This window comes from Paractinoplanes hotanensis (genome assembly GCF_023717965.1).
GTDB lineage: Bacteria > Actinomycetota > Actinomycetes > Mycobacteriales > Micromonosporaceae > Actinoplanes > Actinoplanes polyasparticus.
In genome coordinates, this window is the sequence record NZ_JAMQOL010000038.1 from 121,971 (window position 1) to 147,068 (window position 25,098).

The 25,098-nt window shown below is 69.8% G+C and carries 23 protein-coding genes; 7 read left to right on the forward strand and 16 right to left on the reverse strand.

Going from position 1 to position 25,098, the window contains the following annotated elements; genetic code table 11:
* Positions 1-94: 94 nt before the first annotated feature.
* The 10 genes from LXN57_RS26755 to LXN57_RS26795 all read right to left on the reverse strand — a co-directional run bounded on the left by LXN57_RS26755 (position 95) and on the right by LXN57_RS26795 (position 8,961).
* On the reverse strand, positions 95-1,672 hold the full coding sequence (locus LXN57_RS26755; protein ID WP_251800974.1) for a right-handed parallel beta-helix repeat-containing protein: 1,578 nt from the start codon (positions 1,670-1,672) through the stop codon (positions 95-97).
* Positions 1,673-1,802: 130 nt separating this feature from the next.
* On the reverse strand, positions 1,803-3,026 hold the full coding sequence (locus LXN57_RS26760; protein WP_251800975.1) for a pectate lyase: 1,224 nt from the start codon (positions 3,024-3,026) through the stop codon (positions 1,803-1,805).
* Positions 3,027-3,147: 121 nt separating this feature from the next.
* On the reverse strand, positions 3,148-3,513 hold the full coding sequence (locus LXN57_RS26765; RefSeq protein WP_251800976.1) for a SpoIIE family protein phosphatase: 366 nt from the start codon (positions 3,511-3,513) through the stop codon (positions 3,148-3,150).
* 192 nt (positions 3,514-3,705) lie between these two features.
* Positions 3,706-4,068 carry a lactonase family protein gene (locus LXN57_RS26770; protein ID WP_251800977.1) on the reverse strand — a complete coding sequence of 121 codons (363 nt, stop codon included), beginning with the start codon at positions 4,066-4,068 and terminating at the stop codon, positions 3,706-3,708.
* Positions 4,069-4,307: 239 nt separating this feature from the next.
* On the reverse strand, positions 4,308-5,174 hold the full coding sequence (locus LXN57_RS26775) for a cytochrome c biogenesis CcdA family protein (RefSeq protein ID WP_251800978.1): 867 nt from the start codon (positions 5,172-5,174) through the stop codon (positions 4,308-4,310).
* Between the two features lie 40 nt (positions 5,175-5,214).
* On the reverse strand, positions 5,215-5,772 hold the full coding sequence (locus tag LXN57_RS26780; RefSeq protein ID WP_251800979.1) for a TlpA family protein disulfide reductase: 558 nt from the start codon (positions 5,770-5,772) through the stop codon (positions 5,215-5,217).
* Between the two features lie 276 nt (positions 5,773-6,048).
* Positions 6,049-6,591, reverse strand: coding sequence for a DUF4395 domain-containing protein (locus LXN57_RS26785; protein WP_251800980.1), 543 nt, complete (start codon positions 6,589-6,591; stop codon positions 6,049-6,051).
* A gap of 118 nt (positions 6,592-6,709) precedes the next feature.
* A complete protein-coding gene (locus LXN57_RS26790; protein WP_251800981.1) occupies positions 6,710-7,732 on the reverse strand; it encodes a class I SAM-dependent methyltransferase in 1,023 nt (340 codons plus the stop codon).
* Positions 7,704-7,829 carry a hypothetical protein gene (locus LXN57_RS48000; RefSeq protein ID WP_285904679.1) on the reverse strand — a complete coding sequence of 42 codons (126 nt, stop codon included), beginning with the start codon at positions 7,827-7,829 and terminating at the stop codon, positions 7,704-7,706. Before LXN57_RS48000 ends, LXN57_RS26790 begins: the two co-directional genes overlap by 29 nt.
* 55 nt (positions 7,830-7,884) lie before the next feature.
* Positions 7,885-8,961, reverse strand: coding sequence for a class I SAM-dependent methyltransferase (locus LXN57_RS26795; protein WP_251800982.1), 1,077 nt, complete (start codon positions 8,959-8,961; stop codon positions 7,885-7,887).
* Positions 8,962-9,108: 147 nt separating this feature from the next.
* Here LXN57_RS26795 and LXN57_RS26800 point away from each other — a divergent pair, with 147 nt between their 5' ends.
* The gene (locus LXN57_RS26800) at positions 9,109-11,937 is read left to right on the forward strand and encodes an AfsR/SARP family transcriptional regulator (protein WP_251800983.1); all 2,829 of its coding nucleotides are present in this window, start codon (positions 9,109-9,111) and stop codon (positions 11,935-11,937) included.
* Between the two features lie 50 nt (positions 11,938-11,987).
* Here LXN57_RS26800 and LXN57_RS26805 read toward each other — a convergent pair whose 3' ends face one another.
* The 3 genes from LXN57_RS26805 to LXN57_RS26815 form a co-directional block, all read right to left on the reverse strand.
* The gene (locus LXN57_RS26805) at positions 11,988-13,259 is read right to left on the reverse strand and encodes an RNA polymerase sigma factor (RefSeq protein WP_251800984.1); all 1,272 of its coding nucleotides are present in this window, start codon (positions 13,257-13,259) and stop codon (positions 11,988-11,990) included.
* A gap of 7 nt (positions 13,260-13,266) precedes the next feature.
* Positions 13,267-13,626 (reverse strand): YciI family protein, encoded by a 360-nt coding sequence (locus LXN57_RS26810; RefSeq protein ID WP_251800985.1) that lies wholly within the window; start codon positions 13,624-13,626, stop codon positions 13,267-13,269.
* Between the two features lie 240 nt (positions 13,627-13,866).
* Entirely contained in the window at positions 13,867-14,868 is a 1,002-nt protein-coding gene (locus LXN57_RS26815; RefSeq protein WP_251800986.1) for an RNA polymerase subunit sigma-70, read from the reverse strand.
* A 120-nt stretch (positions 14,869-14,988) separates the two neighbouring features.
* Here LXN57_RS26815 and LXN57_RS26820 point away from each other — a divergent pair, with 120 nt between their 5' ends.
* Positions 14,989-15,336: a VOC family protein gene (locus tag LXN57_RS26820; protein WP_251800987.1), complete on the forward strand. Its 348-nt coding sequence runs from the start codon at positions 14,989-14,991 to the stop codon at positions 15,334-15,336.
* Between the two features lie 140 nt (positions 15,337-15,476).
* Here the strand turns inward: LXN57_RS26820 and LXN57_RS26825 are convergent, their stop codons facing one another.
* Positions 15,477-15,935, reverse strand: a complete 459-nt coding sequence (locus tag LXN57_RS26825) for a hypothetical protein (protein ID WP_251800988.1) — start codon at positions 15,933-15,935, stop codon at positions 15,477-15,479.
* 72 nt (positions 15,936-16,007) lie between these two features.
* Between LXN57_RS26825 and LXN57_RS26830 the strand changes: the two genes are divergently transcribed.
* Positions 16,008-16,910 (forward strand): LysR family transcriptional regulator, encoded by a 903-nt coding sequence (locus LXN57_RS26830; protein WP_251800989.1) that lies wholly within the window; start codon positions 16,008-16,010, stop codon positions 16,908-16,910.
* Between the two features lie 105 nt (positions 16,911-17,015).
* Here LXN57_RS26830 and LXN57_RS26835 read toward each other — a convergent pair whose 3' ends face one another.
* A complete protein-coding gene (locus LXN57_RS26835; protein ID WP_251800990.1) occupies positions 17,016-17,360 on the reverse strand; it encodes a hypothetical protein in 345 nt (114 codons plus the stop codon).
* Between the two features lie 157 nt (positions 17,361-17,517).
* Here LXN57_RS26835 and LXN57_RS26840 point away from each other — a divergent pair, with 157 nt between their 5' ends.
* Positions 17,518-17,916: a nuclear transport factor 2-like protein gene (locus LXN57_RS26840; protein ID WP_251800991.1), complete on the forward strand. Its 399-nt coding sequence runs from the start codon at positions 17,518-17,520 to the stop codon at positions 17,914-17,916.
* Between the two features lie 40 nt (positions 17,917-17,956).
* Complete coding sequence (locus tag LXN57_RS26845; RefSeq protein ID WP_251800992.1) at positions 17,957-18,673, forward strand: helix-turn-helix transcriptional regulator; 717 nt, start codon at positions 17,957-17,959, stop codon at positions 18,671-18,673.
* 77 nt (positions 18,674-18,750) lie between these two features.
* On the opposite strand, the gene LXN57_RS26850 is transcribed toward LXN57_RS26845, so the two are convergent.
* A complete protein-coding gene (locus tag LXN57_RS26850) occupies positions 18,751-22,287 on the reverse strand; it encodes a ThuA domain-containing protein (RefSeq protein WP_251800993.1) in 3,537 nt (1,178 codons plus the stop codon).
* A gap of 326 nt (positions 22,288-22,613) precedes the next feature.
* On the opposite strand from LXN57_RS26850, the gene LXN57_RS26855 reads away from it, so the two are divergent.
* Both LXN57_RS26855 and LXN57_RS26860 read left to right on the forward strand, forming a co-directional pair.
* Positions 22,614-24,128: a sugar ABC transporter ATP-binding protein gene (locus LXN57_RS26855; protein WP_251800994.1), complete on the forward strand. Its 1,515-nt coding sequence runs from the start codon at positions 22,614-22,616 to the stop codon at positions 24,126-24,128.
* Positions 24,125-25,096, forward strand: a complete 972-nt coding sequence (locus LXN57_RS26860; protein WP_251800995.1) for an ABC transporter permease — start codon at positions 24,125-24,127, stop codon at positions 25,094-25,096. The genes LXN57_RS26855 and LXN57_RS26860 overlap by 4 nt, the downstream gene beginning before the upstream one ends.
* The last annotated feature ends 2 nt before the right edge of the window (positions 25,097-25,098 follow it).

Sequence of the window (25,098 nt, forward strand, 5' to 3'; positions counted from 1 at the left end):
TTCGTCATGGCATAGGTTCCTAGGACGATTGACGAGCTGTGTTCCCGCTCGCCCTTGCGCGGTGACCCAGAAGTATCGATCGGCGGATTGTCAGTTAGAACCGGGCTCCGATGTCAGCTCCGTCGGACGGGCGCAGGAAGCCCGAGGCCGGTATCGAGCCGTCGGCGTCGCGCGGCCCGGTGATGATGCTGGGGTTCGTGCTGACGAACGACCAGGTGCCGCCGATGTTCCACGAGTTGCCCGAGCCGCTGGAGCTGGCGCCGAGGTTGACGTTGGTGGCGTTGGCGACCGCGAGGTTCTTGGTCAGAGTGCTGTCGGATCGGTCGAAGTAGAACCCGCCCGATGCGTTGTCCCACGCGGTGCAGTGGTCGACGAGGTGCTGTCCGGGGTTGTTGTTGTCAATCACGCCGCTGCGGGCGTTGTCCCAGGCCATGCAGTTGCGCACGGTATGACTGGCGGACACGGCATTGCCGCCGAGCTTGAATCCGTTGCCGTCGCCGACGAAGTCGGGCAGGTTCCACCGGTTGAAGCCGTTGCCCCAGGCGATGCTGTTCTCGAGCAGGATCGGCGACTGGAACATCCAGAAGTCCAGGCCGTCGTCGGTGTTGTTCCAGAGCCGGGCGCCGCGTACCACGTTGCCTGTCCCGGACCCTTCCTTGATGGCCAGGCCGTCGGCGCTCTCGCCGTTGTTGCGCGGGTCGCGGTTGCCGTACGAGTCCAGGTTGATGATCTGGTTGTTGCTCGATGTGAGGAACAGGTGGAACCCGGACTCGTAGTTGTCCCGGGTGATCAGGCGTTCGTAGTAGTTGTTACTGGAGTCCAGGCCGAAGAGTCCGTACGGGCCGTGAATGACCTCCAGCCCGATCAACCGCCACCAGTCGCCCTCGATGTGGACAGCGCCGCGGTCCGGCCGGGGAATGTCGGAGTCGACCGCACCCGGCGTGTACGGCATGTTCTCGCCGTCGATGATGACCCGTTCGGTGCCGTAGTTGCGCATCGTGATGGGCTGGCTGGGCGTGCCGTCCTTCAGGATGCGGATGTTCGAGCTCGGCGCGTAGGTGCCGCCGCGGATGAAGATGGTGTGCCCGGGCTGGGCCAGGTCGATCGCGCGCTGGATGGTCAGCAGCGGCGCGGCCAGAGTGCCGGCGTTGTTGTCGCTGCCGTTCACCGCCACGTACAGGCTGTCGGCTGGTGCGGGAGTGCTGCCGGTATCGGCCTCGAGGTAGTCGATGTTCGGCAGGCCGGCCGAGGCGGTCGGGTTCAGGCTGATGGTGTTGCTGCCGGCGTTCACCGGCACGGAGAGGGTTTTGGTGACCCAGTTCGACCAGGCTCCGGTGCCCTCGAACGACGGCGACTGCACGGTGGCGCCGTTGACGATCAGGTTCGTCGCCCGGGCCGTGGTGGTGCCGTTGGCGAACCGGACCCCCACAGTGGCTGTGCCCGACGCGGCCGTGTTCACGGTGAATCGCACGTACGCGCCCGCGGCATTGGTCGCGTTGCAGAAGCCGCTACCCGAGAAGCCTGTCCAGTTCGCCTCGACGGCCCCGGTGCATACCGCGGGAGCGGACTCCGCCTCATAGCGGACAGGCGCCGCATGAACGGCCGACGGTGACAGGGCAACGATGGCGCCGGCCAGCAGCCCGGCGGAGGCGATCATGTTTTCGACTCGCATGTAGGTCTCCCTGGCCTCGACGTGGTTTCCAGAGGGATGCGCGCGCGGCCGGTCGGATCGAGTTCGCGGTGGCAGCCGGCACCGGTCACAGGAGGAGCGCCGGGCGCTCCTCCTGTGACTCGGGCAGGCTTTAGCGGTACGTGATGTCGCTCTGGCTGACCTTGCAGTTGCTGTCGTTCCAGCCGGCGCCGAGGTACTTGGGCTCGCTGCCCTTGGCGACGCCTTGGTACTTGCCGCAGACGGTGGCGCTCGAACTGTTGCTGAGGGTGACGCGGGTGATGGTGGCCGTGTCACCCCAGTTGGAGTTGATGCCGGCGACCATGTCGATGTCGTTCAGCAGCACGTTGTCGATGCGCACGTGGCGTGTGTACGAGCTGGTGCAGTTGCCGCAGCCGCGGTACAGCTTGCCGGAGCCGCTCAGGTAGAAGCCGGAGATGTTGACCGTGCCGTTGCCGTTGTGCTGGAACGTCTTGTCGCTGCCGTTCCGGGCGCCGCCGCCGATGACGTAGCTCGTGCCGTTGCCGGTGCCCTTGAAGGTGGCGGCGTCCTCGCCGATGTCGTTCCACCACACGTTGCGGATGGTGCAGGTGCCCTCGCAGTGCACGCCGTCGCCGGCCGGGGAGCCGAGGATGACGTTCTGCAGGGTGCCGCCGTTGGCGATCTTGAACATCGGGTCCTGGGATTCGTTCTGCGAGCCGTCACCGATGCAGCAGTACGTCTTCATGCCACCGTCGAAGGTGCCCGAGACGTTGACCGTGCCGGAGACGCTCGCCGAACCGGCCGAGGACGGCCAGGCGCCCGTCGGCGTGCCGCCGCCCGGGTTGCTGGTCGGGGTCGGGGTCGGGTTGGGCGGGTTCGTGGTGGGGCCGGTGGTCGGGGTTGTGCCACCGCCGCCGGCGTACGTCTCGAACTCGGCGATGCGCGGCGCGCCGGACGCGCTCGTGATGTCGAAGGTGAGCTTCTTCAGCGATGTCGAGGCGAACGAGATCGTGCTCGGGCTGCCGCTGCCACTGGTCAGCACGGCGCCGGTGTCGGCGTTGAGCACCCGCCAGGCGCTGATCGAGCCGCCGCCCGAGGCCTGCCTGATGGTGGCCGAGGAGACCGTCGTGGCGCTGCTCCACTTGACCGAGACGTATCCGGTCGCGCCGGCCGGTGACCAGTAGGTGCCGGTGTTCCCGTCCTTGACGTTGCCGTAGCTGGTGCCGCTGGCCTTGCTGGAGCCGTCGGCGCCGCCGCCCAGGCTGAGGTTGTCGGCCGCGAGGGCCTGGGTGGCCGGCAGCGTCATCACGATCGCGGCGGCGGTGATCGCGGTGGCGGCTCCCGCCGACCATCGTAGGGCGACTGATCGTTTCACTTTGTCTCGCTTCCATCGTCGGGGGTTTCGCGCCGCCCTCCCCACGACAGGAAAGCGCTTACCTCGGGACGATAGGCATCCGTCGATATCAAGACAAGGAGTTGCAGGATTTGCATTCCGGTCAGCCGCCGGGCCGGCCTCGGCTCGTAGCCCGCCAGGGCGACCGGACCGCCTCGTCGAAGTCGCGCTCGGCCTTCCAGCGCAGCCGGGTCGCCGGCTCATCGCGTCGCTTCTCTCCGAGACGTCCGAGGCCCAGGGGTGAGCCAGCCCGCTCAGCCCGCGACCGTTCCACCATCATCATGGTGGTGTCATCCACTGACGGGCTGCGCCGGGAGTCACCGATGTCGTGCGCCATCAGCCCCAGCGTCTCAGCCGGAGGGAACCCGCTGCCGGCGTGGCATTCGGCCAGCTCGATCAGAGCGTCGACGCCGAACTGCCGGCCGTCGCCCAAGCGCGTTTCGGTGACCCTGTCGGTGTAGAGCAGCACGGCTGCAGCACAGCGGTGACCGTCACCTGATCGGTGCAGGCGGTCAGCGGGGGAAGCAGCTGCCACAGCAGTTCTGCCGCTGCCGTCATCTCCCGGGACCGCTGGCCCTGCAGCAGCCGGTCTCCTCGCGACAACGACCCCGTGATCAAATGACCGATCACCCCGGCCAGCATCTCGCAGTTCTCCCGGACGTCATCGCCCTCCACGCCGCCGTCGGGCACGGGCGAACGCCACCACCCCGAGCCGGTCACTGCCATCAACCATCGGCAGCCACCAAACCCGCTCCGGCCCCGAGCCGGTGAGCAGCGGTTCCAACCCCGTGAAAACCTGACCGGCCAGCGAGCCCTCGACGTGCACCGGCGGCAGATTCCCCGTCTGCGGTCGTCCCAGCGGCCGCAGTGACCGCTGTTCGACGTCAATCTGGTAAATCGTCACCCGGATACCCAGACGCGCGACGGCACGCTGCACGGTTGCGGCGAGCTCACCCGGGCGCCACAGGTGCGAGCGAGCGATGACCTCACGCAGTACCGCAGCCCACGGGTCACGATCACTCATAGCGATCCCTAATCCCGTCGTTCTCTCTCCGCAGGAACGCCAACAGCGCGCCCGTGCGCATGCCTCGGAAGGACTCAGCCGCTGCCGGTCGCCGACTGCGCGCCGCTGTCAGTAGCCGATGTCTCCCGGTGTCGGACCGACGCCGGCGGCGATCTTCCCGCTTCGCCGGCCCCGCGCACCTGAGCTCCTGGGCCGGACTGACGCCCAAGCACCGTGAGTCGGGCGCCGCCCCGCCCGAATCAGCGGAGCTGCTTGACGGCCCGCCTGCGCGACCAGGACCACCAGACTGCGGCACCCGCGCTGGCGAGCACGGTGGCGAAGGTGAACGCGACGACGGGCACGCCGAGGTCGGCAACAGCGTTCGAGAACCAGCCCTGCACTGTGAGGGCGGCGCTGATGACAGGGTCGTCCGCCGTGGCACCGCGCAGCACACGCAATTCGTACCAGCCGTAGTAAGCGACGTAGGCGCCGGCGAGAGCGATCACCACACCGCCGGCTCGCGAGATCAGCGGGGCGAGCCGGCGCATCCGGCCGATCACCGACGTTCGCGCCAGCGCCAGCGCCAGCGCCGCGATGCCGACGACCATGCCCATGCCGGCCGCGTACGCGAGGAAAAGCAGGACCCCCGTGAAGGGTGACCCGGCCCGGAAACTGGACACGACGATCGCCAGGAACGGCCCGATCGTGCAGCTCAGCGACGTGAGGGCGTAGCCGGCGCCGAAGGCTGCCATCGACGGGATCGTCCGGACCGCCACCGGCCCGCGCCCGGCCAGCAGGCTGATCCCGGGCAGACTCCGGCCGCAGAGCAGCCACACACCGAGCCCGGCCAGGGCCAGTCCCAGCACGATCGTGAACCACGGCAGGCGCGCCTGCACGAGTCCGGCGACCGGGGCGAGCGCGAGCCCGAACAACGCGAACACCGCCACGAACCCGGTCACGATAGCCGCCGTGCTGATCATCGCCCGGGCCACCGCTCTCGCGCGGGACGCCTGGTCACCGTCGGTGATCAGGACGGTCAGATACACCGGCAGCAACGCGAACCCGCAGGGGTTGAGCGCCGCCAGTGTGCCCGCGGCCACCGCCAGCGCGAACGGCGCCTCGGTCATTGTGGATCACCATCCCGTACGAACGGTGAGCGTCGTGCCATCACGCGCCGGCCAGCAGCTCTTTGACCTTGCCCGTCACCTCTTTCGCGCTCAGCACGCCGTGACCGGTCTGCTGTCCGGCCGCGTCGAGCAGCACGAACGTGCTCTGGGAGGTGATGCCGAAGTGCTTCCAGATTGCGCCGGGCTCGTCCGCGAGATTGGTGATCGACTCGACCTTCGCCAGTCGGACGAATTCCGGCATCGCGGCGGCCTTGTCCAGGCCGGCTACCCCGACGATGGTGACCTTGTCGCCGTACTGCTCGGCGGCGGCCCGCACCCCCGGCGCCTGCTGCAGGCACACCGGGCACCACGGCGCCCAGAACCACAGCACCGCCGGTTTGCCGGCCAGGGACTTCCCGTCGAACGGTTTACCGTCGATCGTGGTACCGGTGAACGCCAGCAGCGAACCGCTCGATCCGGGATCGGCCGCACTGCCAGTACTGGTGCCGCCCGCGCCCGTCGTGCCGGTGCGCTCGCCCCCGGAACCGCAGCCGCTCAGCAACATCGCGGCGACCACGCCGATAACACCCAGCCTGCGAATCATCATCGTCGGCCCCATCCCGTTCGCCGAATGCTGCACCGAGAATACGTTTGAGTGCCCGGGCGAAATCCTTACAGCTCGATGAACGCAGATGCCGGTGCCAGCACCGCGCGGGCGGTGTCGCTCCTGGGACGATGCTGGACGTCGTGCCGGCCCACGACGCCTGCCGCAGCCGAACGCTCGAGCAGCAAACCGTGCGGGCGGGGCGTTCGCTGCGCCAATTAGATATTCAGCGGTTCACGGGACCCGAAGATGCCGGAACCGCGTTCCCTGGGGGAATCGACATCCTTTCCGTCAGGCCGGTTTCAGTCGGCGGACCAGATGGTAAGCCTTGCAACCCAAACACAGCCCGGTGGATGCGTTGAGGGCTGTCAGGCCGAAGGCGAGAGCGGTGAGGCCGTAGCCGGCGACATCGGCGCCGAGTGTGAAGGCGGTCAGCGCCGGAGCGGTGACCACAAAGCCGATGAATTGGGCGAATCTCGGTGGCCGGGCATCCTCCAAGTCGGCCGGCGCTCCGATCCGCGGCCAGATGACACGGGCAAAGATCTGCGCCCACAACGACCACTGAAAACTCACGAACGCGGTGAACGCGAACACGGCGACCTGGGAGGCGAGCAGGCCGAGGCCCAATGGCCGGGCAACGTCAACGATGACCAGCACGCCGGCGAGCACGCTCGCGGTGGCACCGGCGCTGAATCGCAAGAGGCGTGGATCGATGTGGGCGCGGAGCGGGCACGCGCCAATTCTGGTGCCGCGCATGTGGTTCTCCAGACAGTGAGAAGCCAGCTGATCCAGTGCGTTCCAGTCAGGGTACTGAGACCACATCTGCGCGGCCATGGACCGCCGACGCCTCAGTTTCCAGAAATTGTCGACCGGGAATCGTCTGCTGGTCAGCGATCAGTGCCGCGGCACCAGCGCCGGCTCGGCGGTCCTGGGCGCCGCAGGTGGTCCGGCGTCACACGTGCAGCCGGTAGAACCGGAAATTGATCTCCGCTGGCGAGGGCAGGATCTCGATCTCGCTGAACCCTGCCTCCAGGGCGTACCGGCGCAGTGTCTCCGGCCGCATGACGGTGCCGGTGCCGGCGCTGACTTCGTGAGCCATGCCGTCGACCAGGCAGGTCGTGACCGAGAAGCCGTAGAGCACCCGCTCCCAGGGCCCGGCCGGCGCGGTGAACCGCTCCTCGGTCAGCTCGTCCATGACGACGACGAACCCGTCGTCGGCCACGGTGCCGCGCACGGTCCGGAGGAAGCCGACCGGGTCGGAGAGGTCGTGCACGCACTCGAACGCGAACACCGCGTCGTACGGTGTCCCGTCGCCGAGCCGCTGGGCAGCGACGTCCTGCAGCGTGAACGTCACGCGGCCGGCGGCGTCCGAGCCGAGGGCGTGCCGGCGGGCGGCGTCGACGGACGCCGCGTCGACGTCATAGCCGTCCACCGTGACCTCGGGGTAGCCCGTCGCGATGCCGATCGAGGACCATCCTTCGCCGCACCCCACGTCCGCGACCCGCGCGCCGGACCGCAGGCGCGCGTCGAGGCCGGCGACGCCGGGGAGCACCTGCTGCGCGAGTGCGTGGAGGAACAACGGGCGGTTGATCGCGGACTGGCCCTCGCGGGCGTTGCGGCCCAGCCGCTGCCAGCTCACGCCGGCGCCCGTGCGGTACGCCTCGACGATGTCGTCGAGGTGGAGGCCGCTGGCCGCGACCATCCGGGCCAGGGGTGCGAGGTGGGCGAGGCTGTCGTCGTCGAGGAGCACCTCGGCGTGCGTGGCGGGTAGCCGGAACCGCCGGTCCTGCGGTGCGGCGGCCGCGTCGTCGACCGTCAGGTAGCCGCTGGCGGCTTGATGCTCCAGCCACTCCCGGGCGTAGCGCTCCGCGGTCCCGGTGGCGTCGGCCAGTTCGGTCGAGGTGAGCCGGCCCCGCTCGTGCAGCGCGCGATACCACCCCAGCTGGTCACCGAAGTAGACGGCGTACATTTCCATCGTGCCGCCGCTCGGCGAAAGCGTCGGCAGGCAGGCCGGGGGGCGGGGTGTTCAGCAGGTCGGCGTGGTGGCCGGCCGGCTCGAGCGTTGTGGTCATCGCGAGCTCCTTCGTTGTCGATCACACCACCCTGGCGGTGGTGAGTTGTCCGGGGTCAGACGTGGGCGTCGATGACGAGGTTGGTCATCGTCGACGCGGCGACCCGCGCGGAGGTGAAGCCGGCGTCGCGGAACGCCTGGGTGAGACGGGCTGGGCCGGCTTGGGCGCCGAGCGCCGCGCCGCCCTCGGAGATGCTGTGGGGGACACACAGGGCCGAGCTGCCGACGTAGAACACGGGGGCGATCGGGTTGGCCAGATTCGCCTCGAGCGTGTCCTCGGCATAGGGCTCGATCGCCACGACCCGGCCACCAGGCGCCAGAACGCTCCGGGCGTGCGCGAGGGCGGCGACAGGGTCGCCGAAGTCGTGAACCGCGTCGAAGAACAGGACGAGGTCGTACGCGCCGTCATACGATTCCGCGTCACCGACGGAGAACTCCACGCGGTCGGAGACTCCGGCCTCCGCCGCCGCAGCGACAGCCTGCCGGATCGAGTCCTGGTGGTAGTCGACGCCGATGAACGTGGAGTTCGGGAACGCCTCCGCCAGGAGGATGGTCGGGACGCCCAGACCGCAGCCGACGTCGAGGACGCGGATGCCGGTCTCGAGCTGCTCGATCAAACCGTCCACCGCGGAGAACCACTCGCTGAGCATCGAGTTGCGGTACATCGTGCCGTAGAAGCGGGCGACGGCGGTGAACAGGCGGGGGTCGTGCTCGTGCCAGCCGAGTCCCTCGCCGGTCGTGTAGACGTTCGCGAGTTTGTCGCCGGCGGCCCACACCGCGGCGATGAGCTCGAAGCCGGACATCAGCGCAGTCGGGCTCTGCTCGTCGGCCAGGCAGGAGGCGGCCTCGGGCGACAGCGTGAACGTTTTTCCGGCGGCGTTGTAGGTCACGTAGCCGTTGGCGGCCTGGGCCGCGAGCCACTCCTGAAGGTATCGCGGAGCGACGCCGGCGTGTTCGGCGAGTTGGGCCACGGTGGTCGTGCCGAGCGTCGCGAGTGATCGCCAGATCCCCAGCCGGTCGCCGAGGTAGACGAGGATCGCGTTGTACGCTGCCGCCTGGTCGCCGGCGACCTTGGCGGCGAACTCCTCGAGCGTGCCGGAGTCCAGGACGGGTGCGTCGAGCTGTGCGGTCATGATGCGTTGTCGCCTTTCATCGGGGCGCCGGGTTGCGCTGTTGACGAGTGTGGAGGAGCCCGATCCCACGGCCCTGTCATCGCGGTGACAGCGCCGTGACGCCGCAAACTGCGTGACTGCGCGCCCGCGCTGCGGCACAGTGCGGGAATGGACCGATCCCGGCTCCCGCTACGTGTTGACCTTCTCGGTCCGCTCGCCGTCATGGTCGAGGGCCGAGCCGTCGACGTCCCCGGCAGCCGGCGGCGAGCCCTGCTGGCGCTGCTCGCTCTGCAGGCCGGGCGCACGGTGGGGGTTCAGCGGCTGATCGAGGCGTTGTGGCCTGACGACCCACCGGGCAACGCGGTGCAGGCGCTCTACAACCACATCTCCCGTGTGCGCGGTCACCTCGGTCAGTTGGCAGGGCGGCTGGAACGCCGAGGCAACGGCTACCGCCTCCACCTGGAGCCGTGGGAGCTCGATGTCGATGCCGTACGACGCCTGGCTCCCGACGACCCCGGGGCGGCGCTGTCGCTGTGGCGGGGGCCTGCCTTGGAGGAGTTCCGCTCGCTGCCCGAACTGGAGAGCGAATCGGTCCGGCTCGGCGAGCTGAAACTGGAGCTGGTCGAGGAATCCCTGGAGCGACGCCTGGCCACAGGCGAGCATGTCGCCGTGGACGCTGCGGCCGCGGCAATGGCCGCGCCGCTACGTGAGCGGACTGCGCTCCTGCAGGTCCGGGCGCTGGCGGCCGAGGGCCGCGCAGCGGAGGCGATGACGGCGGCCCGGACGTTCCGCCGCCGGCTGGTCGATGAGACTGGGCTGGACCCGACGCCCGTGCTGGCCGAGCTGGAGAAGCGGGTCGCAGCCGGGCTGCTCGGACGCCCCGCGGTCGCCGCGCGTGTCGCCAGACCGAGCGGTCCGATGGTCGGTCGACAGCACGAGCGCGAGGAGGTGCTTCGACTCCTCGCCGATCACGCGGTGGTGATTCTCACCGGTGCGGGTGGGGTCGGCAAGACGCGGTTGGGACTCGACATCGCGGCCGACGTCGACGAGGCGGTGGTCGTACCGCTGGCCGTGGTCGACCGGGCCGAACACGTGTGCCAGGCGGTGGCGTCCACGCTCGGGCTGCGGATGACCGGCGAGGTCGAGCCGGCCGATATCGCGGCCGCTGTGGCGGACCGGTCGCTGTTCCTCGTGCTGGACAACTGTGAACACGTCGCCGCCGCCTGTCGCGATCTGGTGGTCGCCGTCCGCCGCTCGTCACCGGGCGTGCGCGTGCTGGCCACCTCACGCGTGACGCTGCAGGTGCCGGGGGAGTACGTCGTGCGGCTGCAGACACTCCCGGTGCCTCGCGATGCGGCCGACCTCGACGCGTTGCGTCGCATGCCCAGCGTGCGCGCCTTCGTGGAGCACGCTCGGCGGCGCCGGCCGTCCTATGAGCTGGCTGCCGAGGAAGCGGCCGATCTTGTCGAAATCCTGCAACGCCTCGACGGTCTGCCGCTCGGCATCGAGCTCGCGGCCAAACAGGTGGGACTGATGCCGATGCGCGATGTGCTCACCCGCCTGGACCGAGCCCTCGACCTCGCGACCGGACTCGAGGGCCCGGAGGCTCAGCGACAGCGGACCTTGCGTGCGACGATCGCGTCGTCGTATCGCCTGCTCACGCCGGACCAGAAGTGGCTCCTGCGCGCGATCGCGCCCTTCGCCGGCGGGGTGGACGTCGCCACGGTGGAAGCACTGTGCGTCGGCCTGCCCGACGACCCCGTGGACCTGTTGCACGGGCTAGTGGACGCGTCGCTGCTGGTCGCGGACGCGGTCGCGGGTCGCTTCCGGCTGCTGTTCACAGTCCGTGCTTTCCTTCACGACGACATCGAGCTCCTGGCCGAGCGCGACGAAACAACCGCGCGGTTCGTGTCCCGGTGCCGCGTCGTCGCCGAGGAGATCGGCATCCGGATGTCAGGGGCCGACGAGGCGCGCGTCGATCGGAGGCTCCGGGCCGAGCTCGACAATCTGCGCGCCGCGCGCGGCCTGGCGTCCTTCGACGACCGGGTGGCGATCACGCTTGGCGTGAACCAGGCTGCCACGTGGCGCGATCTACCCGAGATCTGGTCCTGGGGCACGGAGCTCGCCGCCGACTCGCTGATCGCCGGTCACCCCGGTCACCCCGCTCGCCCCGCCATACTCGCCGCCGCGGCGGAAGCCGCGCGTCTCACCGGCGAATTCGACGAGGCCGAACGGCTTGCCCGCGAAGCCATCGACGCGGGCGACGAGATCCGCGGCTGGAGCGTGCTCGGGGTTGTCGCGCACTTTCGTGGTGACTTCGGCGCGGCTCGAGAGTGCTGGCTGCGCGCCGCCGTGACACCCAGCCCCGACGAGGCGACGTTCGTCGGCTCCGCCGCGCTCGCCGCTGCGTACGACGGCGACCGCGCATCGGCCCGTTCGCTGCTGGACCGGGCGCGGGTGACCTCCCGGTGCGGATCGCACCGCGCCTTCGTCGCCTACGTCGAGGGCGAGCTGCTGCCATCGACGCAGGCGATCGCGTGCTACTCGGCTGCCGTCCGGGAGGCTGTCTCGGTGGGCTGCAGCTTCATCGAGGGAGTGGCCCGGGTGTCCCTGGCCTTGGCACAGGCACGGACCGGGGACGCGGCGGGCGCGGCCGACGGCTTCGCCTACCTCATTGAGTTCTGGCGGCGCACCGGGCAGATGACCCAGCTGTGGACCACCGCCCGCAACGCGGCCGAGCTGCTCGCCTCGGCCGGCCGGCAGTCAACCGCGGCCCTCCTGCTGGTCGTGGCCGACGCCATTCCCGGAGCTGCCGCCGTCAGCCCGGAGATCGCCCGATACAGCGCCCGGTCGTTCGTGCGGGTGGAGGAGATCGTGGACGAGGACGAGCTGCACCATGTGCGCAACGAAGCGGCGCGGCTGGGTGGGCCCGCGGTGCTCGACCGCGCTGTGACAGAGCTGGGTGAGCTGGCGTCCCGGCCCCTGCCGATCAGCTGACCATCCCGCTGGAAAAGATCAAATCAGGTGCCGTCGCGGTATCAAGAGGATCAGATGTCATCGCAAGGGCCCGTCGGTTCGGTAGCGGTCGGGACGGTACGCAGCAGCGCCGCGCGGCGGGTGAGGTAGCGCTGTTCGGGCAGGCTGGCGGTCATCCGCGCGGCGCGCAAGTAGGACTCGCGGGCGGCGTACGGGTCGCCGGCTTGTTCGAGCAGGTGGGCGCGGACGGCTTCGAGGCGGTGGGTGTGCGTCATCCGCTCGTCGGCGTCGAGGGTGCCGATCAGGGCGAGGCCGGCTCGCGGGCCGTGCACCCGGGCCGTCGCGACGGCGCGGCTGAGCGTCACCATCGGGCCGGGGGCGATCTGGACGAGGACCTCGTACAGGGCGAGGATCTGGGGCCAGTCGGTGAGTTCGTCGTCGGCGGCCTCGTCGTGGACTGCGGCGATCGCCGCCTGGATCTGGTACGGGCCTACCGGCCCGGCCCTCAATGTGCGGGTCAGCAGCTCCTGCCCCTCGGCGATCGCGGCGCCTTCCCACCGGCTGCGGTCCTGCTCGGCGAGCGGGACGATCGACCCCGCGGCGTCGGTACGCGCGGCGCTGCGGGCGTCGGTGAGCAGCATCAGGGCGAGCAGCCCGGCCACCTCGGTGTCGCCGGGCAACAGGCCGTGCAGCAGCCGGGTGAGCCGGATCGCCTCGGTGGTGAGCTCGCCGCGGTGCAAGCCCGGCCCCGAACTGGCGGTGTAGCCCTCGTTGAAGACCAGGTACAGCACGTGCAGGACCACGCCCAGCCGCCCGGCCCGCTCATCCGGCGGCGGTAGCACGAATCGGGCTCCGGCATCACGGATGCGTTGCTTGGCCCGGCCTATCCGCTGCGCCATCGTGGTCTCCGGAACCAGGAAGGCGGCGGCGATCTGCGCGGTGCTCAGGCCACCCACCGCCCGCAGGGTGAGCGCGAGCTGCGACGGCGGCGACAGGACCGGATGGCAGCACAGGAACAGCAACACCAGCGTGTCCTGCGCCTCGGGCGCGGACACCCGCGTCGGATCCAGCGCGGCGGCCGCCTCCCGCCGGCGGCGGGCGCTGTCGGTGCGCCAATGGTCGACCAGAGCCCGGGAGGCCACGGTCAACAGCCAAGACCAGGGCCTTTCGGGTACGCCGTCAGCAGGCCACTGGACCGCGGCAGCGAGCAGCGCCTCCTGCACGGCGTCCTCACAGGCGTCGAACTGCCCGTGCCGGCGGATCAGCGCGCCGAGGACCTGCGGCGCCAGCTCCCGCAGCAGGCCCTCCACCGCTGGTTCGGCGTTCACGGGTTCCCGCCGCACCGGCCGCTCACTCCTGCGCCGACTGGTCCATGATTCGCCGGATCTCCATCGGGTACTCGGTGATCGCGACGACCTGAGACGCGATCTCGACTGCGCGCTGGTGACTGCCGTCGACGATCCAGTACCCGGCGAGGGACTCCTTGATCTCGGCGAACGGTCCGTCCGTCGGCGTCGGGGCGCCGTTGCGGAAGCGGACCGTGGTGGCCTGACGGGAATCCATCAGGTGCTGGCTGTCCACCACCTCGCCGGACGCGCGCAACTCGCCGTCCATCCGCATCATCGCGGACTGCATCTCCTGGATCCACTCGGGGCTCCGGTCGGCCAGTGATGCGCCCAGCCCGCCGAACATCATGATCATGTACTTCATGGTGGTCCCTTCGTCCGGCACCTCTTGGCGGGTGCCGGCGCACGGTCGGAGCAGCCACCCCGATACTCGACATCCTCCACCAAGAATTTTTCTCTTCGCTGGGTCCGCTCAATCGTTCTCGGGCGAGGTGAGCTGCCAACGGTCGTCGCCGTGTCGGCGGGGCGCGACATCGCCGCCGGCGTGGCGGCTTCGGCACGGCACCGGCTACCCATCCGCTGAGCTGGGGGGGGCGAAGGCCGGTCAGGTGCCGGTGGTGGGCAGGTCGAAGATCGGGAAGAGGTCCGGACCGGGAAAGCCGGTGATGGTGGCGACCTGGTCGTCGGTGATGGTCAGGACCATGATCCCGTAGCCCCGGCAATCGCCGGTGTGCTGGTCGGGCAGATAGGCCGCGAGGGCGGGATGACCGTTGGCGCGGGTGACGACCAGCCGGACGAGATCGAGGCGCCCGGCGGCGGGCACGGTGGCGAGGAAACCGGCGACGGCGTCGCGACCGTCGATCCGGATCGCCTCGGGCGGCATGGTCAGCGTGACATCGTCGCGCAGCAGAGCGGCGAGGGCGGGGATGTCGCAGGCATGCCAGGCCCGCAGGAATCCGTCGAGCACCTGCTGTTCCCGGGCGTCGAGGTGTTGTCTGCCGGTATCGGTCGCGGATGCGCCGGCGAGGCTGGCACGAGCCCGTTGCAGGGCGCTGTTCACCCCGGCCACGGTGGTGTCGAGCAGCCCGGCGACGTCGCGGGCCGGCCAGCCGAGGACCTCACGCAGGATCAGCACCGCCCGCTGGGTGGCCGGCAGCAGTTGCAGGGCGGCGATGAACGCGAGGGCGACGCTCTCGCGGCGTTCGGCGATCGTGGCCGGGTCGGCGTCGTCGGCGGGTAACTCGTCGAGCAGCGTGTCGGGGTAGGGCTGCAACCACGCCGCCTCGGTCGAGGAGGCGAGCGGGTCCCGCGCCCGCCGATCGATCATCTTCAGGCAGGTCGTGGTGGTGATGCGGTACAGCCAGTGCCGTAGCGGTCCGGTGCCCTGGTAGCCGCCCAGCCCGCGCCAGGCACGTACGGTCGCCTCCTGCACCGCCTCCTCCGCATCGGTGTAGGAGCCGAGCATCCGGTAGCGGTGCACGTGCAACGCCCGCAGGTGCGGCGCCACCAGCGCCCGGAACGCCTCGCCGTCCCCGGCGCGGGCGGCAGCCAATGCCGGTTCGATGTCCGGATCCGCGGCGCGTCCGAGGCGATGCGAGGTGGTCACCGCGACACCGTAACGCCTCGGTACGACAGCACCGATGAGTTCGCGCGCGGATCGGGATCAGACATCAATGAAGGGGTCGCACCGGCCCCGCGACATTCCGACGGCAGGAAGGTACGGCTGATGGCTGCACCGTTCGTATGGTTCGACCTCACCAGCAGCGGCGACGACGTGCGGGACTTCTACACGCGACTGTTCGGCTGGACGATCGGTCCCGGCAGGGGCGACTATCAGGGCTTTGCCACCGACGGCGAGCAACCCTGGGCCGGGCTGCTGCCCGCCGACGCCGCGAGCGCCGGACGCTGGATTCCCTACGTCGTGGTCGACGATCTCGACGCCGCCGCGAAACAGGCCATCGGCCTGGGCGGCAGCATCGTGCGTGACAGAACCGTCGGACCGGCCGGCGCCGCCATCGTGGTGACCGATCCCGGCGGGGCGGCCGTGGCACTGTTCACCCCTGCCGCTGGTTGACGTTCCGGCCACCGGCCGTGCGGGTTGCCGTGGCCGACCACGACCCGCACGGCCGGCAGCCGACGTCGACAACAACGCCCCGGAACCGCCCCGCGGAAACGCAATCCGGGGTCCGAGTCGCATCATCGCCGCCGGGTTCCTCAGGCATGACGGCCGAAGCGCTCATGGGTCAGGGTAGCGAGGACGCCGGCGACCTTGACCTCGACGACGAGCTGTCCGACATTCCACACGGTCCCCATACCGGACGGGGCGCCGAACATGTTGAGGGCGGCCGGTGCCAGCGACGCACGATCTTGTGTCTCCGGGATGAACGAAACAAGGTACAGCTCCTGCCTGCGGTTGAAACCGTACTGCGTGTACGCCATCGTGATTCCGCAGAATTCCTCGGGCCCCTCCCCGGTCACCCACCACCCGCCACTGGTGAGGTCGGCATGGGGAAATCGGTTACGGAACTCGGCCAAGGCGCTGCCCCAGGGCAGTCCGTTCCAGCCGTACGCCAAGGTTGCCGGTGCCATGGGGTCAAGGGGACCCTGGCTTGCCGAGTCCACGTCGCGGCGTCGTCGCAGCCGCCTGATCCAGTCGCTCATCACGTCTTCCATGGACTCACGGCACACTGTGGACTGTCCAAGACAGGGCACTTACCGGTTGATAAGCAATGCTTATGATGGTGCATGGACCTGCGTCGGCTCCGCTACTTCGTGGTACTCGCCGAGGAGCTGCATTTCACCCGGGCGGCCCGGCGGCTGCACCTCGCGCAGCCCGCGCTGAGCCAGCAGCAGCGAATTCTGGAGCGAGAGCTGGGCGCGCGGCTGATCGAGCGGGGCCAGGGCGGCTGCACCCTGACCCCGGTCGGCTTGGTCGTCGCGGCTGAGGCGCGGGCTCTGCTCGAGCACGTCGACAGCGCACGTGCGCGTATCGAGGGGGCCGTCCGCGAGCAGGGGGGCCGGCTCCGCCTCGCTTACACCAGATCCGCGCGGGGCGGAGTGGTCGACGCCCTCGTGTCGCGGTTCCGCGAGGCCAACCCGCATGTCCAGGTGACCGCCGAGACGGGGTGGACAGCGCCGAATGTCGCCGGGCTGCTGTCCGGCCGGTTCGACGTGGCGTTCGTCCGACCGCCACTGTACGAGCCCGAACTGCACTGCCGGATCGTCGACACCGAGGAGCTGCTCCTGGCCGTTCCCGCCGGCCATCCGTTGGCCACGATGCGACGCATCCCGCGTGACGCCGTCGTCGGCGTGCCGGCCGTGATGTGGCCGCGCGAGAACGGACCCGGGATGTTCGACCGGACCGTCGAGCAGATCTGGCCCGACGGCAGCTTCCGTCTGGTTCGCGAGGAACCCGACGACGAGCAGCTGCTCCGGGCAGTCGCCGGTGGTTCTGTGGTGGCGGCAGTGCCAGCCGGTCGGGCGCGGGCGTTGCGTCTGCCCGGCGTCCGGCTACGCCACTTCACCGCGCCGGCGCCAACCGTCGACGTCGGGCTCGCGTACCACCCTCGCCGCCTGACCCCTGCTGCGGAGCGACTGCTCTCAGCTCTGGACGATCCTCGCCATTCGGATCCCCCTGCTCCCGCATGAAACAGAGCCCCACGCGCGAAGGCTTGTGCGCCGACCGCCAAGGCCACGTTTGCCGAAGATGAACCACACTGTGCGGCGGCTGAGTGGGTGTTTGCAGGGCGCCGGTTACCCGATGTTGACATCCTGCACCGCGTCGGGGTCCAGCCCGGCGAGGATGGACCGTAGGAATTCCGCACGCTCGGCCACGACCTCGGCGTATTGCTGCGACAGCTCGTTGATCGCGTGGCCGCTGAAGATCTCCAGCTCGCGCAGCACGGCCGGGAAGTCCTCGCCGGTCAGGCTGATTCCGCCGATGAACAACGGGATGTACTCAAGTCCCAGGGATTCTGCCAGCGGAAGCCAGTGCTCGATGAACGTCCGCTGCGTCGCCACCGGAATGTACTTCCAGTAGGGGAGTCCCGGCTGGGGTGCGGCCCCGGGCTTGAGTGTCACCAGCGCCGCGACCGTCATGGCGGTCTCCTCCCGGACAGCAAGCCGAGCGGCTCGGCTCGTACTGATGTGCACCATTCTATTGTTCGATCGCGATGCGAGGAGGGACGCTCGGCACCGGGGGAAATCTCAGGAACACCGACATACTGGTGTCGCGTCGGCGTCCAAGAGTGGATGCATGACTGAGAACACGAACCCCACGAGCGGCTCCACCGCACGGCAATCGCTCGACCTGTGGCTGACGATGTGGAACACCGACGGCGACATCGCGCGGCGGATTTGCGCCGAAGACTTCCGGATCCATTTCGCCGTGACCGAGCGCGACGGGTCGACCCCGGCGGACGCCATCCGTACCGCCGAGGATTTTGCGAAGTATCTCGACTGGTGGCACGAGCATCACCCGGGCGTCGTCTTCACGAAGGTCGCCGATGCCATCGACGGCTACCACGGCCGGCTGCTCTGGGACGTCGAGTCCCCCGATCAGCGCGCGGGCGGCGTCGACGTGTTCGACTTCGCGGAGGACGGCCGGATCCGACGTGTCTGGTCTGTCGGCGGACAGCGGAGCATGCGGAGCTGACGCGCGTACCAGCGGCGACTGCCTCTGCCAGACTTGCGGCATGAAGCGCGCCGAGCGGCAGTACGCCCTCGTCGACCTGCTCCGCGGAGCAAGCCGGCCCTGGTCCGCCGCTCGGCTCGCCGGCGAGTTCGGGGTGTCCTCGCGCACCATCGAACGCGACATCGGTTCGCTCCAGCTTGCCGGGGTCCCCATCTACGCGGACCACGGGGCGGCGGGCGGCTACTCGATCCTGCGTGAGTACTCGCTGCCGCCGCTGAACCTGTCCGCCGCCGAGTCGCTGGCGGTGCTCGCCGGGCTCGCGCTGCTCGAGTCCTCGCCGTACCAGGGGGCGGCCCGACGGGCACGCGCCAAGATCGCTGCCGTCATGGGGGAGGAACAACGCGCGCCCGTGCAGGAGCTGCTCGGCATGATGCAGGTCATTGACGCCGTCGCCCCGACGGGCGACGCTGTGCCGCTCGGGATGCTCTCCGACGCGATTGCCGCCCGGCGCGTGGTGCGGCTCACCTACCTGGGGGAAGACAAGGGCGACGGCCCGGATCGCGCCACCAGCACCGTCCGCGACGTCGAGACGATGGGACTTCTCCGTGCGGGCGACGCCTGGCTGCTCACCGGTTGGTGCCGGCTCCGTGATGCGATCCGCGGCTTCCGCATCGAGCGGATCACCCGGCTCGAGATCCTCGACGAGGTCCCGCCACCTCGTGATCCGACGATCCTCGAGGCAGACCTCGCGCGGTGGCCGACGCGGCGTCTCGGTTGAACCGCCATGAAATGACCGGGCACGGGCGGACGGGCGGGGCCGGCCAGGAGCGGCCGGACCCGCCCGTCCGCTGTCTGTCACACCGGGCTGAACCGCCACTGCTGGTTGAGTGAGCCCTGGCAGGTCCATTGCAGGAGCCGCGCGCCGTCATTGTTGGCGGCGCCGCTGACATCCACGCAGAGCCCGCTGGACACGCTGCGCAGGGTGTAGACACCGGTCGTCCCGGTCGGTGTGGCGGTGAACTTCTGCTGGTTGCCGCTGGTGCAGGTGGCCTGTTGCAGGAATGCGCCCGCCGCGGAGGAGTTGCCGGTCACTTCCACGCACTTGTTGCTGTGCAACGCTTTCAGGTTGACGGCGCCACCGCCGGCGTCCACCGCCTGCCACCTTTGGTTCGCGCCGCCGGTGGCCGCCCACTGGTTGATCGTGGCGCCGTCGGCGGTGGAGGCGCCGCTGACGTCCATCAGCTTCGTGCTGTGCTGAGCGGTCAACGTCCAGGTCTTGCCCGCCACGCCGGTGTCGGTCGGCACGCCGACGCCGCTGCCGCCGAAAGTGTGCGAGTCGAGGTCGAAACCGCTGCCTCTGAACACCATGTAGAGCGTCTGGGTTCCGGCGTTGCCGGTGAGGCTCACCGGGGCCGTGGACTGGTAGTTGTTCCAGCCTCCGGTGCTCTGGACCGTCGTGGTGGCGAGCAGGGTGCCGGTCGGCGAGCCGGCGCGCAGCTCGATCGACCCGCCGCCCGATGGTGACGACACGCGGTAGCTGACCGTCGAGATGCCGGCCAGGCTCATCGGGGTGAAGGCCACCCAGTCGCCGGCGGAGATGTCCCCGATGCGTTTGCCGCTCTCCGCTGCGGTCTGCTCGACGACGCGGGTGCCGGACTGACTGGAGTAGTACTCGGACTGTTTGTGCTTGGGCTGCAGGATCGCCTGGGCATGGCCGGTCAGCGGCGCCGCGCCGCCCGCGCCGCCGTTGTCGGTGTATCGCGCGTTGAGGACGTAGAAGAGGTTGGCGCCGTCCGGGTGCCCGCCGAGGAGTTCGGTGCGGATCGTGCCCGAGCAGCCCGGGTATTCGGTGGTCTCGTGCGCGTGGTCGTCGTGCCCGAGAGCGGGGTTGACGAAGACCTTGGTGCAGTCGACCGCGGCGCCGCCCGGGTCGGTGACGCTGACCGTGTACGACACCCGGTCCCCGAAGTCGAGCATGCCTCCGCTGGCAGGTGTGGTGATGGTGACGACCGGAGCGGTGTTGCCCACCGTGATCGTGACGTTGGAGAAGCCCGACTTGCCCGACTGGTCGGTGACCTTCAGTTGGGCGGTGTAGTTACCGTTGCTGGTGTAGGTGTGGCTGGGGTTGGCGGCCGTGGAGGTGGTGCCGTCACCGAAGGTCCACTGGTAGCTCAGCGTGGAGCCGGGATCGGGGTCGGTCGTGCCGGCGCTGCTGAACTGGACGGTCAGCGGCGCCGTGCCACTGGTGGGCGTTGCGGCGGCTTTGGCGACCGGGGACTGCCCGCCCTGGACGTAGTCGATCCGGTAGAGCCCGGAGTCGCTGTTGCCGCCGCCGAAGTTGGTGCCCCACTCGAGGAGGTAGAGGGAGCCGTCGCGGCCGAACTCCATGTCCATCGGCTTGTTGAAGCGTCCGCCCGGCAGGAACGGGTTGGTGCGGGTCACCGCCGTGCCGGAGTCGAAGTGCACCTCCTTGACGTAGTTGCGGGACCACTCGTAGAAGAAGTGGACGCCGTCGTAGTAGGCCGGGAACTTCGTGTCGGACGGGTTGGCCGCGTCGTACCGGTACACCGGTCCGCCCATCGGCGCGGAGCCGCCCGAGCCGAGCTCCGGGAAGGTCGGCGAGGTGCCGTAGCCGTACCAGATGTTCGGGGCGACGACCGGCCGCAGGCTGCTCAGCCCGGTGTTGTTGGGCGAGTTGTTGACCGGTGACGAGCAGTTGAACTTGGCGCCGACCACGCCCGTGTCGGGGTTGAAGGGGGCATAGGGCTGGTTGTCGCCGTGGCAGAACGGCCAGCCGTAGTTGCCCGGCGCCTTGATCACGTTGAGTTCGACGAGACCTTCCGGCCCCCGGTTCGTGGTCGGCGGGTTGCGGTCGGGTCCGTAGTCGGCCAGGTAGACCCAGCCGGTGTCCGGGTCGATGGAGAAGCGGAACGGGTTGCGGAAGCCCATCGCGTAGATCTCCGGCCGGGTCTGCGCCGTTCCCGCCGGGTAGAGGTTCCCCGACGGCACGGTGTAGCCGCCGCCGGCCTGCGGCCGGATGCGCAGCAACTTCCCTCGCAGGTCGTTGGTGTTGCCGGCGGTGCGGGCCGCGTCGAGGTTGGCCTTGCCGTTCCGCCAGTCCAGCGGGGCATAGCCCTGCCAGTTCGGGTCCAGGTTCGGCGGCGTGTCGTCACCGGTGCCGATGTAGAGGTTGCCGTCCGGGCCGAACTCGATGTATCCGCCGGTGTGCCCCGGCTCGGGGAAGGTTCGGTCCCGGTAGGCCGGGATGTCGATGACAGTGACCCCGCTGGAGACGTTCAGCGTGTCGCCGGTGAGCGTGAAGCGGGAGACCCGGTTCACGTCAGTGGTGCTGTTCGCGGGCGAGTGGTACAGGTACACGTATCCGTTACTGGCGAAGGCGGGGTCCAGTGCCAGCCCGGTCAGACCGTCCTCGCCGCCGGTGTAGACGCTCAGCGTGCCCGCCGTGACGGTGCTGTTCGACGAGGGCTTGAAGATCTTCACCTGTCCGCCGCGCTGGACGTAGAGGACCCGTCCGTCCGGCGCGACGGCCAGCGCCATCGGGTCGGTGGTGCCGTCGTCGAGCGTACGTTTCTGGAAGTTGCTCCAGACCGTCCCGCCGCACTCGCCGGGCTCGGCGCCGGCGGCCCACTTCACCCCGCCCAGGACGTGGTTGCGGAAGTTGGTCTCGCTGTAGGACTCGGCGGCGTGACCCATCCCGGTGGCCCACACCCGGCCGCCGGCGGTGTTACGGCACCAGGAGATCGGGTGATCGGGGCCCATCGCGCGCGAACCCGGGTTGTACGTCCGCTCGTCCGCGGTCACGAGGACGTGTACGTCGCCGCGCGGGTTGCGGTCGAAGTTGTACCACTCCTCGTTGCGGATCCAGCGGTCGGGCAGGCTCGCTGTCGAGGGGTGCTTCTTGTCGGCCACGATGGCGGTGCCCTGCAGGACGCCGGGGGAGTGCTCGGGCATGTGCGCGCCGGCGTTGACCGTCTGGTCCCACCACGGGTATTCGCCTTCGATGCCCATGTCCGTGGCGTTGTGAACGGCGACGATGCCCTTGCCGGAGGCGAGATAGCCCTCCACCGCCTGGCGCTGGGCGGCCGACGTCCACACCATGCCCGAGGTCTGGAACATGATGAGCACGTCGAAGGTGGCGAGGTTGGCCGGGGTGAAGACACCGGCGTCCTCGCTGTGCACCAACTCGAAGTTGTTGGCGGCGGCCTGCTGTTGGAACATCGAGATCCCGGCGGGGATCGAGTCGTGGCGGTAGCCCGCCGTCTTGGTGAAGAGCAGGGCGCGGAAGGCCGGAGCGGCCGATGCCGGGGCGACGAGCGCGAGCGAGAGCAGCATGCCCGCGATCAGCCCGATGGTCAGTGTAGAACGGCGCATGCGTCTCTCCTGGTCGTGGTGGTCAGCGCCCGCCCGAAAGTCACGGAGTGTCACATAGTGCCGTGATCTCTCCTCCGGGACAACGCGCCGAAGATCCATTTCTGATCAATGAGCTTCGATCTCTGCAAGATGGCTGGGGCGGTGGGTCGGCGACTGATGGGAACGCTCCCACTTGGCGCTCCGATCGCCTATCACCTGTTTTGAGTGACGATTGCCTTAGCATCGAGGAACATCTATCTTCATACGTGTGATGTTTCATCGCTGTCAAGCATTGACTCCTCGTGGGCCGTCCCGCGTGACGGTTGCCGGATTCCTGGAAGCCGCGCATGACTACTTTGGGTAATGATCCATCGCTGCTGGTCCTCCGGGCCGTCAGCAAGTCGTTCGTCGGCGTGCGCGTCCTCGACCGGATCGATCTCGACGTGGCGCCCGGCGAGGTGCACGCCGTCGTCGGCGAGAACGGCGCGGGCAAGTCGACCCTCATGAAGATCATTTCCGGCGCGTACGCACCGGACGAGGGCAGCGTCGTGTTCGCAGGCGAGACGCGGGTGTTCCGCGGGCCACGGGAGGCCCGGCGCGCCGGGATCGGGATGATCCACCAGGAGCTGACCCTGCTGCCGGACCGCACGGTCGCGGAGAACGTCCATCTGGGCCACGAGCCGGTGCGCCGGGGCCTGGTCGACCGGCGCGGGATGCTCGCCCGCACGTCGGCGCTCCTCGCCTCGATGGGCGCGGGCCCGTTGCCGGTGGACGTCCCGGTCGGCAGGCTCGGCATCGCCCAGCGTCAGGTGGTCGAGATCGCCAAGGCGCTCGCCCTCGACGCCCGGCTGCTCATCATGGACGAGCCCACGGCGGCGCTCGCCGACCATGAGGTCGAGCTCCTTTACGCCCTCGTGCGGCGGCTCCGGGGCCAGGGCATCGGGCTGCTCTATGTCTCGCACCGCCTCGCCGAGGTCTTCGACCTCGCGGACCGCATCACCGTTCTGAAGGACGGCAAACGGGTGACGACGGTGCCGGCCGCGGAAACCACCACGGCTGAGCTGGTGCGGCACATGGTCGGCCGGGACCTGTCCGGTTATTACCCGGGCCGGGCCGCGCCCGGCGACCAGGGGCCGGTCCGGCTCGCCGTCAGCGGCGGCGGCAACCGCAAGCTGCGCGACGTCAACCTGCGACTGCGGGCCGGCGAGGTCGTCGGCGTCGGCGGCCTCCAGGGCTCGGGGCGGTCCGCGCTCGCCCGGGCGCTCTTCGGCGTCGCGCCGTTCACCACCGGCGAGGTCCGCCTGGATGGCCGGCCGGTCCGGGTGGCCTCGCCACGCGCCGCGATAAGGGCGGGCATCGCGTATGTCAGCGAGGACCGCAAGGGCGAGGGCATCATGGCTCGTCAATCGGTGCTCGACAACGCGTTGCTCGCCGCCCGGGCGATCGGTGGCCCGTGGTCCGGCCGGGCCGACCGCACCACGCGGATGCGGGAACTGCTCGGCGCCGTGGATGTGCGAACCGCGGGCGTGGACCAGGAGATCCGCTTTCTGTCCGGCGGCAACCAGCAGAAGGTGGTGCTCGCCCGCTGGCTCGCACTGGGCCCGCGGGTCCTGCTCTTCGACGAGCCGACCCGGGGCGTCGACGTGGGCGCCACGTCGGCCATCCACGACGTCGTCCGCCGGCTCGCCCGCGAAGGGGCCGCGGTCCTGATGATCTCGTCCGACCTGCCGGAGCTGCTCGGCATGAGCGACCGGATCGTCGTCATGCGCGAGGGCAGCATCGCCGGCGAGCTGTCCGGCGGCGCGTCCGAGGCGGACGTCGTCGCCCTGGCGGTGGGCGCGGCGCCGGGTGTGGCCGCGTGAGCGCCCTGTCGCTCGTGGCCCGGCGACCCGTCCCGGGCGTCTATGTGGCCCTGGCTCTCACCGCCGTGATCGGCTGGCTGGTGGTCACGCTGCGCGGCGGCGCGCTGTTCAACCAGGCGACGATCGTGAGCCTGCTGCACGTCGCCGCCGGCCTGGGACTCGTCGCCGTCGGCCAGACCCTCGTGATCCTCGGCGGTTCCCTCGACCTGTCGGTGGCGTACGTGGTCAGCCTCAGCACCCTCGTCGCCGCCGAGACGATGAACGGCGGCAACGGGGCCCTGCTGCCGGGTGTCCTGCTGGCGCTCACGGTCAGCGCCGGCGTGGGGCTGCTCAACGGCCTGCTGATCGCGCGGGCCCGGGTCAATGCGTTCATCGCGACCCTCGGCGTCGGGCTGCTGCTCAAGGGTTACCTGGACAGCGGTTACGACGGCCCGGCCGGAAGCACCTCGCCCGGGCTCGTGCAGACCCTCGGCTATCAGCGGATCGGGCCGGTGCCGGTGTCGTTCGTGTTGATGCTCGTGGTCGCGGCGGCCGCGTGGCTGGCGCTGAGCCGCACCCGTTTCGGGCACCACCTCGTCGCGGTCGGCGGTGATCCGGAGGTCGCGCGGCTCTCCGGCGTCCGCACCGGCCGCGTTCTCGTCGCCGCCCACGTCCTGTGCTCGCTGTGCGCGGGACTTGCCGGCGTCTATCTCGCCGCCCGCCTCGGATCCGGTGCGCCGCGGGTCGGCACCGAGGGCCTCTACGACCTGGAGTCCATCGCCGCGGTGGTGATCGGCGGCACCGCCCTGGCCGGTGGCCGCGGCGGCGTGGCCGGCACGGTCGGCGGTGTGCTTCTGCTCGCCGGCATCGACGCCGTCTTCAACCAGCTCGAGCTCGACGCTTTCGCCAAGCAGGTGGTCCGGGGCGTGGTCATCATCGGCGCGGTGGCCGTCTATGCCCGCCGCGCCGCGCGGAAAGGCCGGTGGTGACG

What these genes read in the sequence shown, in the direction of transcription:
- LXN57_RS26755 (WP_251800974.1), bottom strand. Translation starts at nt 1,672, where the DNA reads ATGCGAGTCGAAAACATGATCGCCTCCGCCGGGCTGCTGGCCGGCGCC.
- LXN57_RS26770 (WP_251800977.1), bottom strand. Translation starts at nt 4,068, where the DNA reads ATGAGTGATCGTGACCCGTGGGCTGCGGTACTGCGTGAGGTCATCGCT.
- LXN57_RS26775 (WP_251800978.1), bottom strand. Translation starts at nt 5,174, where the DNA reads ATGACCGAGGCGCCGTTCGCGCTGGCGGTGGCCGCGGGCACACTGGCG.
- LXN57_RS26780 (WP_251800979.1), bottom strand. Translation starts at nt 5,772, where the DNA reads ATGGGGCCGACGATGATGATTCGCAGGCTGGGTGTTATCGGCGTGGTC.
- LXN57_RS26785 (WP_251800980.1), bottom strand. Translation starts at nt 6,591, where the DNA reads ATGGCCGCGCAGATGTGGTCTCAGTACCCTGACTGGAACGCACTGGAT.
- LXN57_RS26790 (WP_251800981.1), bottom strand. Translation starts at nt 7,732, where the DNA reads ATGGAAATGTACGCCGTCTACTTCGGTGACCAGCTGGGGTGGTATCGC.
- LXN57_RS48000 (WP_285904679.1), bottom strand. Translation starts at nt 7,829, where the DNA reads ATGACCACAACGCTCGAGCCGGCCGGCCACCACGCCGACCTGCTGAAC.
- LXN57_RS26795 (WP_251800982.1), bottom strand. Translation starts at nt 8,961, where the DNA reads ATGACCGCACAGCTCGACGCACCCGTCCTGGACTCCGGCACGCTCGAG.
- LXN57_RS26800 (WP_251800983.1), top strand. Translation starts at nt 9,109, where the DNA reads ATGGACCGATCCCGGCTCCCGCTACGTGTTGACCTTCTCGGTCCGCTC.
- LXN57_RS26810 (WP_251800985.1), bottom strand. Translation starts at nt 13,626, where the DNA reads ATGAAGTACATGATCATGATGTTCGGCGGGCTGGGCGCATCACTGGCC.
- LXN57_RS26820 (WP_251800987.1), top strand. Translation starts at nt 14,989, where the DNA reads ATGGCTGCACCGTTCGTATGGTTCGACCTCACCAGCAGCGGCGACGAC.
- LXN57_RS26825 (WP_251800988.1), bottom strand. Translation starts at nt 15,935, where the DNA reads ATGGAAGACGTGATGAGCGACTGGATCAGGCGGCTGCGACGACGCCGC.
- LXN57_RS26830 (WP_251800989.1), top strand. Translation starts at nt 16,008, where the DNA reads ATGGACCTGCGTCGGCTCCGCTACTTCGTGGTACTCGCCGAGGAGCTG.
- LXN57_RS26835 (WP_251800990.1), bottom strand. Translation starts at nt 17,360, where the DNA reads ATGACGGTCGCGGCGCTGGTGACACTCAAGCCCGGGGCCGCACCCCAG.
- LXN57_RS26840 (WP_251800991.1), top strand. Translation starts at nt 17,518, where the DNA reads ATGACTGAGAACACGAACCCCACGAGCGGCTCCACCGCACGGCAATCG.
- LXN57_RS26845 (WP_251800992.1), top strand. Translation starts at nt 17,957, where the DNA reads ATGAAGCGCGCCGAGCGGCAGTACGCCCTCGTCGACCTGCTCCGCGGA.
- LXN57_RS26850 (WP_251800993.1), bottom strand. Translation starts at nt 22,287, where the DNA reads ATGCGCCGTTCTACACTGACCATCGGGCTGATCGCGGGCATGCTGCTC.
- LXN57_RS26855 (WP_251800994.1), top strand. Translation starts at nt 22,614, where the DNA reads ATGACTACTTTGGGTAATGATCCATCGCTGCTGGTCCTCCGGGCCGTC.